This is a genomic window from Brevundimonas sp. CEF1 (assembly GCF_051353055.1).
GTDB lineage: Bacteria > Pseudomonadota > Alphaproteobacteria > Caulobacterales > Caulobacteraceae > Brevundimonas.
The window spans coordinates 1134958-1144245 of the sequence record NZ_CP195593.1; the positions used below are offsets into that span (position 1 = coordinate 1134958).

Sequence of the window (9288 nt, forward strand, 5' to 3'; positions counted from 1 at the left end):
AAAGCCATGACCTCGATCGCCCTTGCGGCCGCCGCCCTGACCCTGTCGTCCCTGCCGGCCTCGGCGCGCGCGGACACGCCCCAGGACGCCTTCTTCAAGAACCTGAGCGCCCTGTGCGGCCAAAGGTTCGAGGGCAGGGTCGTCACCACCGACGCCGCCGATTCGGACTTCGCCAGCCAGAGACTCTTGATGCACGTGCGCGATTGCACGGCCGAGGAGATTCGCATTCCTTTCTGGGTCGGCGCGGACCGCTCGCGGACCTGGGTGGTGACGCGCACGGCGACGGGGCTAAGGTTGAAGCATGATCACCGCCACGACGACGGCACGACGGACACCCTGCACTGGTACGGCGGCGACACGGCCGGCGCCGGCACGGCCGAGCGGCAGGAGTTTCCGGTGGATCAGGAATCCATCGACCTGTTCAACGCCAATAACGCCTCGGTCTCGACCACAAACGTATGGGCGATGGAGATCCACCCCCGGCACATGTTCGCCTATGAGCTGCGTCGCCCCAGCCGCCATTTCCGCGTCGAGTTCGACCTGACCAAGCCGGTCGCCCAATAGGGGCCTAGAGGGCCTTCCACCGCTCCAGCGGGCGGACGGTGGCGCAGGCGGGGCCGCCGTCCTTGGCCCGGCCGGGCAGGCGAACCTCCAGAACGCGACCCTGGCGGGCGGCCTCTAGCAGATCAGCAGGGATGTCGTGGACGTTGATCTTGGCGCGGCGGCTCCAGGTGGGGCCGGCAAAGCCCGCATGGGTTCCGATGCCGATATAGACGAAGCGACGCTCTGGCCCCTCGCGCCGCACGAAGGGGCCGGTCAGGCGGTTGTCGTCGTTGAGGGTGACCGGCGCGTCCAGCGACAGCGGGGCCTCGGTCGCGGTCACGGCGTTGACCGGCTCGCCCTCCTTGCCCTGCAGGCTGTAGCAGACGCCCGGAACCGGGTCGTGGATGGTCAGGCGCAGGGTGATGGTCTGCTTGGCCACGGTTTCAGTCCTGATGTTCGACCACGTGACGCCCGCGCACCATGCGCACGAAGGGCAGGGGGCGGTCGGGATGGCTCAGCCGCTCGGCCACCTCGCCCAGGACGAAGCGGGTGATGGCGGGCAGGTCCAGGGCCTGCGCCTGATCCAGCGGCAGCCAGGCGATCTCGTCCAGTTCGCCTGAGCCCTCGATGCGGTCGGGATCGCGCAGGGCCTCGACCGGGGCCATGAAGAAGCGGGCGTCGAAGCGGCGCGTGCGGCCCGGCGGGGTGATGGCGCGGGCTACGTAGGACAGGACCGACAGATCGGGCAGGGCGCCCGCCTGACGATATTCGCGCCACGGTCCGGCGACCGAGGCGGGCGGGGCCGGGCGGCCCAGGATCAGGCCGGTCTCCTCGAAGGTCTCGCGCACGGCGGTCAGGGCCAGGGCGCGGGCGCGGCGGGCGGGCATTTCCGCCTCCAGCCGCCGGGCCACGTCGGACGACAGTTCGCCGGTCGAGGCGGCGGTGAAGTCGGCGCGGTCGATACGTCCGCCGGGGAAGACCCATTTGGAGGCCATGAAGACGTGGCCGGGCGCGCGACGGCCCATCAGGACTTCGGGAGGCGACCCAGGCTGGGCGCCGCCGCGCGTCAGGATGAGGGTGGCGGCGTCCTTGGGCTTCTGGCCGCCGCCCGTGCGTGGGGCGTCGGCCAGGTCCTGGGCGGCGTCGAAGGGTTGAGGTTTCACCGTCGCTTGCCCTTGCGAACCCCCTTCAGCCCGCCGGAGGGCTTGGCGCCGTTGCGGGGCTTGGGACCGCCGGGACGGCCTTTGCCGCGCTTGGGCGGGCCGTCGCCGCCGCGTCCGCGGATGCCGTAGCGCGGGGCCGGGGCGTTGGGATCGCGCGGGTCAGGCTCGGACACCATTTCCAGCACCAGACCGCCGGTGACGGGGGTGGCCTCCATCAGCTTGACCTCGACGCGACGGCCCAAGGTGAAGCGCTTTCCGGTGCGTTCGCCAACCAGGGCGTGGGCGCGATCATCGTGGGTGAAATACTCGCTGCCCAGGGTCGAAACCGGCACCAGGCCGTCGGCGCCCGTCTCGTCCAGCCGCACGAACAGGCCGAAGCGGGTGACGCCGGTGATGCGCCCGCTGAAGGTCGCGCCGACATGGTCTTCCAGGAAGGCGGCGATGTAGCGGTCCATGGCGTCGCGCTCGGCGGCCATCGAGCGGCGCTCGGTCGACGTCACCTGTTCGGCGATGGCCGTCAGTTCGGCGATCTCGCGGTCCGTCAGGCCGTCCGAACCCAGGTTCAGGCCGCGGATCAGGCCGCGGTGCACGATCAGATCGGAATAGCGCCGGATCGGCGAGGTGAAGTGGGCGTAGCGGTCCAGGTGCAGACCGAAGTGGCCGACGTTGTCCGGCGAATAGACCGCCTGCATCTGAGTGCGCAGGACCACCTCGTTGACCACCTCGGCGTGAGGCGTGTCGCGCATCTCGTCTAGCAGCTTGTTGAACCGCTTGGTGGTCGGCGCCTCGCCCTTGTTCCAGGGCTTGGCGATGGTGTGCAGGAAGTCAGCCAGGTTGAAGATCTTCTCCTGGCTGGGGGCCTCGTGGACGCGATAGATCAGCGGCGTGCGCGTCTTCTCCAGCGTCTCGGCGGCGCAGACGTTGGCCTGGATCATCATCTCTTCGATCAGGCGGTGGGCCTCCAGCGACTTGCGCGGCTCGATGGCCGCGATGCCGCCGTCGGGGGCCATGATGATGCGCCGCTCGGGGCTTTCGATGGCCAGGGGGCTGCGGCGCTCGCGGCCCTTCAGCATGGTCGAATAGGCGTTCCACAAAGGATAGAGGATGGCGTCCATGATCGGACCCGTCGTGTCATCCTGCTGGCCGTCGATAGCCGACTGCGCCTGCTCATAGGACAGCTTGGCCTGCGACCGCATCAGGCCGCGCATGAATTTGTGCCCGGTCTTCTTGCCGTCCTTGTCGAAGATCATGCGCACGGCCATGCAGGCGCGGTTCTCGCCCTGTTTCAGGCTGCACAGGCCATTGGACAGGATTTCCGGCAGCATCGGCTCGACGCGGTCGGGGAAGTAGGTCGAGTTGCCCTTGTCGCGCGCTTCGCGGTCCAGGGCCGAGTTGGGGCGGACATAGGCGGCGACGTCGGCGATGGCGACCCAGACGATCCAGCCGTCGGGGTTCTTGGGGTCCGTGTCGCGCTCGGCATAGACGGCGTCGTCGTGGTCGCGCGCATCGGCCGGGTCGATGGTGATGAAGGGCACCTCGCGCAGGTCCTCGCGGCCCTTCAGCGTCGGCAGGGCCTGATCCTCGGCTTCGCGCTCGACCAGGTCCGAGAAGCCGGTGGGCAGGCCGTGGGCGTGGATGGCGATGATGGAGGCGGCGCGCGGATCATCCTCGCGGCCGATGGACTCCAGGATCTTGCCGCGCTTGGGGCCGTAGCGGTGGTCGCCCTTTTCGATCGAGGCCAGGACCAGATCGCCGTCGCGCAGGTCGCCCGCCTGGGCCGAGGGGATCAGCAGGACGTCCTTGGAGCGCTTGTCGACGGGCTCGACGCGGGTTTCGCGCGCCGACTTGCGGATCACGCCCAGGACGCGGTTGGTCCCGGCATCCAGTCGCTTGACCAGACGGGCCTCCCAGCCCTCGGCGCCGCGCGAGAACTTGACCAGCAGACGGTCGCCCAGGCCGGGCGCGGGCGTCTTGCCCTCGCGGTCGGGCAGCAGCAGGGCGCGCGGCGCGTCCTCGCCGCCCTTGACCAGTTCGACATAAAGCTCGCCGTCGGCGTCGCGATCCACCACGTCGGCCACGCCGACGGGGGGCAGGGCGCCGGCCTCGGAAAAGCCCTTGCGGCCGCGCTTGCCCAGTGCGCCTTCGGCCTCCAGCGTCTTCAGCATTTCGCGCAGCTGGCGGCGTTCGATGCCCTTCAAACCGAAGGCGCGGGCGATGTCGGCCTTCTCGGCCTCGCCGGCTTCACGCAGGAAGGCGATCAGGGTGTCTTTGTCGGGCAGGCCCGCGGCGGGGCGTTTCGGCGTCTTGGTCATTGCGTCCTATGTAATGCGCTTCGGCCCAAATAGGTGAAAACTTGCGTGAGTTGACCGCGAAGCCTGCGACGCCCAGCTTCCGCCCCTGAACACGCCTCTTTCGGAGCCTTTTCGCATGTCGATGTCCGACGCCCCCGTCCTGACCCGCCCCGTGGGCTCGCTGCTGGACCTGATCGGCAAGACGCCGATGGTCGAGGTGACGCGGATCGACACCGGCCCCTGCCGTCTGTTCCTGAAGCTGGAGAGCCAGAACCCCGGCGGCTCCATCAAGGATCGCATCGCCCTGTCGATGATCGAGGCGGCGGAAAACGCGGGCTGGCTGAAGCCTGGCGGCACCATCGTCGAGGCGACGGCGGGCAACACCGGTCTGGCCCTGACCCTGGTCGGCAAGCAGAAGGGCTATAACGTCCTGCTGGTCATCCCCGACAAGATGTCGAAGGAGAAGATCCAGCACCTGCGCGCCATGGGCGCCGATGTGCGCCTGACCCGTTCGGACGTGCCGCACGGCCACCCCGAATACTATACCGACATGGCCGAGCGCCTGGCCCAGCAGATTCCGGGCGGCTACTTCGTCAACCAGTTCGCCAACGACGCCAATACCGCCGCCCACTTCAAGACGACCGGCCCCGAAATCTTCGAGCAGATGGAGGGTCAGATCGACGCCTTCGTCGCCGGGATCGGCTCGGGCGGGACGATCACGGGCAATGCGCAATACTTCAAGTCGCAGGGCTCGAACGCCAAGATCATCCTGGCCGACCCGGTCGGCTCGGCCCTGGCGGGTCTGATCAACGAGGGCGTGGCCGGGCCGGACGGCAGCTATTCGGTCGAAGGCATCGGCCAGAATTTCATGCCGGACACCGCCGACGCCGACCTGATCGACGTGGCCTATTCCATCCCGGACAGCGAAGCGATCGCCACCGTGCGCGACCTGCTGCTGAAGGAAGGCATCCTGGCGGGCTCGTCGTCGGGCACCCTGATCGCCACGGCCCTGCGCTGGTGCCGCGAGCAGACCGAGCCGAAGCGGGTCGTGACCTTCGTCTGCGACACCGGCGCCAAGTATCTGTCCAAGGTCTACAACGACGCCTGGCTGGCCGATCAGGGCCTGACCCAGCGGGAACTGCACGGCGACCTGTCGGACCTGATCACCCGCAAATACGCCAACGGCGACGTGGTGGTGATCGGCCCCGACGACACCCTGGACACCGCCTTTAAGCGGATGAAGGGCGACGGCGTGTCGCAACTGCCGGTCATTCAGGACGGCCGTCTGGTCGGCATCCTGGACGAGAGCGACATCGTCCACATCATGAACACCGATGAGATCACCCGGAAGGAGCGCTTCGCCAAGCCGGTGTCCTCGGCCATGACGCGCGATCTGGACACCCTGCAGGTGTCGGAATCCCTGGACGCCCTGATCCCCATCTTCGACCGCGACCGCGTGGCCATTGTGCTGGACGGCGAGACCTTCGTCGGCCTGATCGCCCGCACCGACCTGATCAACCACCTCAGCCTGAACCGGTAAGACCATGGCAGACCTGAAGAACAGCCAGGGTTTCTCGACCCGCGCCATCCACGCCGGCCAGAAGCCCGACCCGACCACGGGCGCGGTGATGACGCCGATCTACGCCACCTCGACCTATGCCCAGGAAAGCCCGGGCGTGAACAAGGGCTATGAATACGCACGCGGCAAGAACCCGACGCGCGAGGCCTTCGAGGCCTGCATCGCTGATCTGGAGGGCGGAGTTCAGGCCTTCGGCTTCGGCTCGGGCATGGCCGCGACCTCGACGGCGCTGGAACTGCTGGACGCCGCTTCGCATATCGTCACCGGCGATGATCTGTATGGCGGCTCGTGGCGGCTGTTCGAGCGGGTGCGGCGTCGCTCGATGGGGCTGGACTTCAGCTACATCGACCTGACCGACCTGACGGCGGTCGAGCCGGCCATCACGGACAAGACGCGGATGCTGTGGGTCGAGACCCCCACCAATCCGTTGATGAAGCTGGCCGACATCGAGGCCCTGTCCAAGATCGCCAAGGCCTACAAGCTGATCCTGGTCGTGGACAACACCTTCGCCACGCCGTGGAGCCAGCAGCCGTTGGCCCTGGGCGCCGACGTGGTCATGCATTCGGCGACCAAGTATCTGAACGGCCACTCCGACATCGTCGGCGGGGTTCTGGTCGCCAAGGACGCCGAGATGGCGGCCCAGCTGAAGTTCCTGCAGAACTCCATCGGCGGCGTCATGGGGCCGTTCGACGCCTTCCTGGCCAACCGGGGGCTGAAGACCCTGGGCCTGCGCATGAAGGCGCACAACGAGAACGCCATGGCCGTGGCGCGTTGGCTGGAAGACAGAGCTGGCGTCGCCAAGGTCATCTATCCGGGCCTGATCAGCCACCCGCAGCACGAACTTGCCGCGCGTCAGATGAACGGGCGCTTCGGCGGCATGGTCACGGTGCTGATCGACGGTGACCTGGAGCGCACCAAGCGTGTGCTGGAACGGGTGCAGGTCTTCACCCTGGCCGAGTCGCTGGGCGGGGTCGAAAGCCTTGTGAACCACCCGGCCATCATGACCCACGCCTCCGTGCCCAAGGACGTGCGCGAGGCCGGCGGCGTCACCGAGAACCTGATCCGCCTGTCGGTCGGGGTCGAGGACATCGACGACCTGATCGCCGATCTGGATCAGGCGCTTTCCTGACCCGACACGAAAAAGGGGCGCTCCGGCTGACCGGAGCGCCCCTTCGATTTCTTCGCCTGGGCTAGAGCCCTGACGAGGCCGAAATCAGCCTTCGGTCTTCAGTTGACCGGCCGATTCCTTGCCCGAGCGACGGTCGCGCTCGATTTCGTACGAGACCTTTTGGTTCTCGTCGAGGCCACGCAGGCCGGCAGCTTCGACAGCCGAGATGTGCACGAACACGTCTTTGCCGCCGTCATCCGGTTGGATGAAGCCGTAGCCCTTGGTGGAGTTGAACCATTTCACAGTGCCGGTAGCCATTTTCAGGACCTCCGCTAGTCGTTGGCCTCAGGGAACAGCCCCTTTGGCCTGTCGGGTCTGAATGGATCGGCCTAGTCCTCGGTGCGCAGAGCAAAGGGGCAGCAGCGTTACGCAGAGAGATCGACACCGATAAAATGGACGGCAATCGTGTCCAGCGCAAGACCCTTGGTGTCAGGCGTCTTCTTCTTGCTCGGCAGGAGCGGCGGCGTCGCCGACATAACTCGCCTGACAGCGCTTGCGCAGGGCGGCGGTGATGGTGCCGCCGTAGAGGCTGTCCTGAATACGGTCATAGCCCTCGCTCTGTAGCGCCTGCTTGACCTCGCTGACGGTGCGGCAGGCGCCGCTTTCAGCTAATTGATACGCACGTTCCAGGGTAGTGGGGCGGAAAGTCATGGCCTTAACCTAAGGACTTTCCGCCGATTGGCTACCGCTGATCGGCCACAAGATCAGAACGAGAAGTTGATCCCGGCCACCAGGGCGCCCTTGTACTGTTCGCCAGGAACGTCGGCGTCGGTGTCGTGCCAGCGCAGTTCCAGCTCGGTCTTGGGCGTCAGGGCGTAGGAGCCGCCGACGTTCCAGCCGGTGTAGTCGACGCTGTTGTCCTGATCGCGACGGCCGATTTCGGCCGAGACGTTCAGCTTGTTGGTGAAGTCCCAGCCGCCGCGCAGGGCGACCCAGGTCCAGGCCTCGGTCGAGCCCGTGCCGTCGGGCGAGTGCTGCAGGCGAATCCGGGCGCTGGCCGGGCCGATCGAGCGCTTCATGTCGGCGGTGAATTCCCAAGCGTCGTCGTCATAGCCGGGGTTGGCGTCGAAGCGATACTTGTGGGCGACGTTCAGGTCGAAGTCGAAGCCGGCGAACTCGGGGCGGACGCCCACGACCAGTTCGTTCTCCAGCTTGGAGCCGCCCGCGTCGATGGTTTCCAGACCGGCCGAGCCATAGACGAGGCCGCTGGCGCTCTCCCATTCCGCCGCGCCATAGACGAAGGGATCGCCGTCCGTCTTGGACAGGTCCTTGGAGCGGTTGTCGGTCGCGGCGCCGGCCGAGAAGGACCATTTGCCCGCATCCTGGGCGTGGGCCCCGGTGGCCAGCAGGACCAGGGGGGCGGCGGCGAGAAGGGCGGCGTTCGTCAGGGTGCGGAGCATGAAGAGCCTCGTTAAGCGACGAGGCCGCTCCTAGAGACGCTTCTTGTCGAATTTATCACAGGCCTGTGAAAACTCGTCCGCCAACCGCGCCACAAGCTGAGCCGTAGTGGGGCTGTCGTGGATCGAGCCGGAGCCCTGGCCGGCCGACCAGATGGTTTTCCACGCCTTGGCTTCCTCGCCCATGTCCAGCTTGTGTTCGGGCAGGGACTTGGGATCGATCTTGTTCTCGACCAGGGACGGGGTCAGGAAGTTGGCGGGGATGCCCGAGACGGCGGGCGTATAGGTGATGTCGGCCGAACCGGAGGCGACGATCAGGTCCTTGTAGTGGGGCTGAGCCTCGCTCTCGGTCGTGGCGATGAAGCGGGTGCCCATATAGGCGAAGTCGGCGCCCATCATCAGGGCGGCGGCCACGTCCTGACCCGTGGACAGGCAGCCCGCCAGGATGATGGTCCCGTCATAGAAGCTGCGGACCTCGTTGATCAGGGCGAAGGGGTTCACGACCCCCGCGTGACCGCCCGCGCCGTTGGCGACCAGGATCAGGCCGTCGACGCCGGCCTCGGCGGCCTTCCTCGCATGGCGGACATTGGCGATGTCGTGGAAGACCACGCCGCCGTAGCCGTGGACCGCGTCCACCACGTCGCGCACCGCGCCCAGGGAGGTGATGATCAGCGGCACTTTCTCTTCGACCGAGACCATCATGTCGGCCATCAGGCGCGGATTGGTCGGGTGGACGATGTGGTTGACGCCAAAGGCGGCGGCGTCAGGCGTCAGCCGCGACTTGATCTCCTGAACCCAGTCCCGATAGCCTTCGGTCGTGCGCTGGTTCAGCGAGGGAAAGGTGCCGATCACGCCCGCATTGCAGGCCTCGACCACCAGATCCGGGCCGGACACCAGGAACATGGGCGAGGCGATGACCGGCAGCTTCAGGCCGGACTGCAGGGAAGCGGGAATGGCCACGGATCGTTTCCTGGAATGGTTTCTGCGGGTTGTTTTAAGGGACGCTAACCGGGTGTCGCGGGGGAAGGCAATGCGGTTCACTACCGCTCATCCCCGCGGAGGCGGGGATCCAGTAAGAGCCTCACGCGCCGCGTTCGGAAGAGCGCCCTTTGATTTCCGCGCGGCGCTTGCTGCCAAAGCACTGGGT

At 67.0% G+C, this 9288-nt stretch carries 10 protein-coding genes; 3 read left to right on the plus strand and 7 right to left on the minus strand.

Going from position 1 to position 9288, the window contains the following annotated elements:
• The first annotated feature begins 6 nt into the window (after positions 1-6).
• Positions 7-564, plus strand: a complete 558-nt coding sequence (locus ACR9FL_RS05920; protein WP_296174736.1) for a hypothetical protein — start codon at positions 7-9, stop codon at positions 562-564.
• A gap of 4 nt (positions 565-568) precedes the next feature.
• On the opposite strand, the gene ACR9FL_RS05925 is transcribed toward ACR9FL_RS05920, so the two are convergent.
• Genes ACR9FL_RS05925 through rnr form a run of 3 tightly spaced genes read right to left on the minus strand, consistent with a single transcriptional unit; the run spans position 569 to position 4018 of the window.
• The gene (locus ACR9FL_RS05925; RefSeq protein WP_296174732.1) at positions 569-982 is read right to left on the minus strand and encodes a DUF5990 family protein; all 414 of its coding nucleotides are present in this window, start codon (positions 980-982) and stop codon (positions 569-571) included.
• 4 nt (positions 983-986) lie between these two features.
• Positions 987-1706: an NUDIX hydrolase gene (locus ACR9FL_RS05930; protein WP_436357682.1), complete on the minus strand. Its 720-nt coding sequence runs from the start codon at positions 1704-1706 to the stop codon at positions 987-989.
• Positions 1703-4018, minus strand: coding sequence for a ribonuclease R (gene rnr / locus ACR9FL_RS05935; RefSeq protein ID WP_296174727.1), 2316 nt, complete (start codon positions 4016-4018; stop codon positions 1703-1705). Before rnr ends, ACR9FL_RS05930 begins: the two co-directional genes overlap by 4 nt.
• Positions 4019-4133: 115 nt before the next feature.
• Between rnr and ACR9FL_RS05940 the strand changes: the two genes are divergently transcribed.
• Both ACR9FL_RS05940 and ACR9FL_RS05945 read left to right on the plus strand, forming a co-directional pair.
• Positions 4134-5537 carry a pyridoxal-phosphate dependent enzyme gene (locus tag ACR9FL_RS05940; protein ID WP_436357684.1) on the plus strand — a complete coding sequence of 468 codons (1404 nt, stop codon included), beginning with the start codon at positions 4134-4136 and terminating at the stop codon, positions 5535-5537.
• Positions 5538-5541: 4 nt separating this feature from the next.
• Complete coding sequence (locus ACR9FL_RS05945; protein WP_436357686.1) at positions 5542-6705, plus strand: cystathionine gamma-synthase; 1164 nt, start codon at positions 5542-5544, stop codon at positions 6703-6705.
• Positions 6706-6789: 84 nt separating this feature from the next.
• Here the strand turns inward: ACR9FL_RS05945 and ACR9FL_RS05950 are convergent, their stop codons facing one another.
• The 4 genes from ACR9FL_RS05950 to ACR9FL_RS05965 all read right to left on the minus strand — a co-directional run bounded on the left by ACR9FL_RS05950 (position 6790) and on the right by ACR9FL_RS05965 (position 9101).
• On the minus strand, positions 6790-7002 hold the full coding sequence (locus ACR9FL_RS05950; RefSeq protein WP_003167329.1) for a cold-shock protein: 213 nt from the start codon (positions 7000-7002) through the stop codon (positions 6790-6792).
• Between the two features lie 171 nt (positions 7003-7173).
• Positions 7174-7395 (minus strand): hypothetical protein, encoded by a 222-nt coding sequence (locus ACR9FL_RS05955; protein ID WP_436357688.1) that lies wholly within the window; start codon positions 7393-7395, stop codon positions 7174-7176.
• Between the two features lie 53 nt (positions 7396-7448).
• Positions 7449-8144 (minus strand): TorF family putative porin, encoded by a 696-nt coding sequence (locus ACR9FL_RS05960; RefSeq protein WP_436357689.1) that lies wholly within the window; start codon positions 8142-8144, stop codon positions 7449-7451.
• Positions 8145-8174: 30 nt separating this feature from the next.
• A complete protein-coding gene (locus ACR9FL_RS05965) occupies positions 8175-9101 on the minus strand; it encodes an NAD(P)H-dependent flavin oxidoreductase (RefSeq protein ID WP_436357690.1) in 927 nt (308 codons plus the stop codon).
• Between the last annotated feature and the right edge of the window lie 187 nt (positions 9102-9288).

Bases quoted from the DNA above. Each gene is read 5' to 3' on its own strand.
- ACR9FL_RS05920 (WP_296174736.1), top strand. From the start codon at position 7: ATGACCTCGATCGCCCTTGCGGCCGCCGCCCTGACCCTGTCGTCCCTG.
- rnr (WP_296174727.1), bottom strand. From the start codon at position 4,018: ATGACCAAGACGCCGAAACGCCCCGCCGCGGGCCTGCCCGACAAAGAC.
- ACR9FL_RS05940 (WP_436357684.1), top strand. From the start codon at position 4,134: ATGTCGATGTCCGACGCCCCCGTCCTGACCCGCCCCGTGGGCTCGCTG.
- ACR9FL_RS05945 (WP_436357686.1), top strand. From the start codon at position 5,542: ATGGCAGACCTGAAGAACAGCCAGGGTTTCTCGACCCGCGCCATCCAC.
- ACR9FL_RS05950 (WP_003167329.1), bottom strand. From the start codon at position 7,002: ATGGCTACCGGCACTGTGAAATGGTTCAACTCCACCAAGGGCTACGGC.
- ACR9FL_RS05955 (WP_436357688.1), bottom strand. From the start codon at position 7,395: ATGACTTTCCGCCCCACTACCCTGGAACGTGCGTATCAATTAGCTGAA.
- ACR9FL_RS05960 (WP_436357689.1), bottom strand. From the start codon at position 8,144: ATGCTCCGCACCCTGACGAACGCCGCCCTTCTCGCCGCCGCCCCCCTG.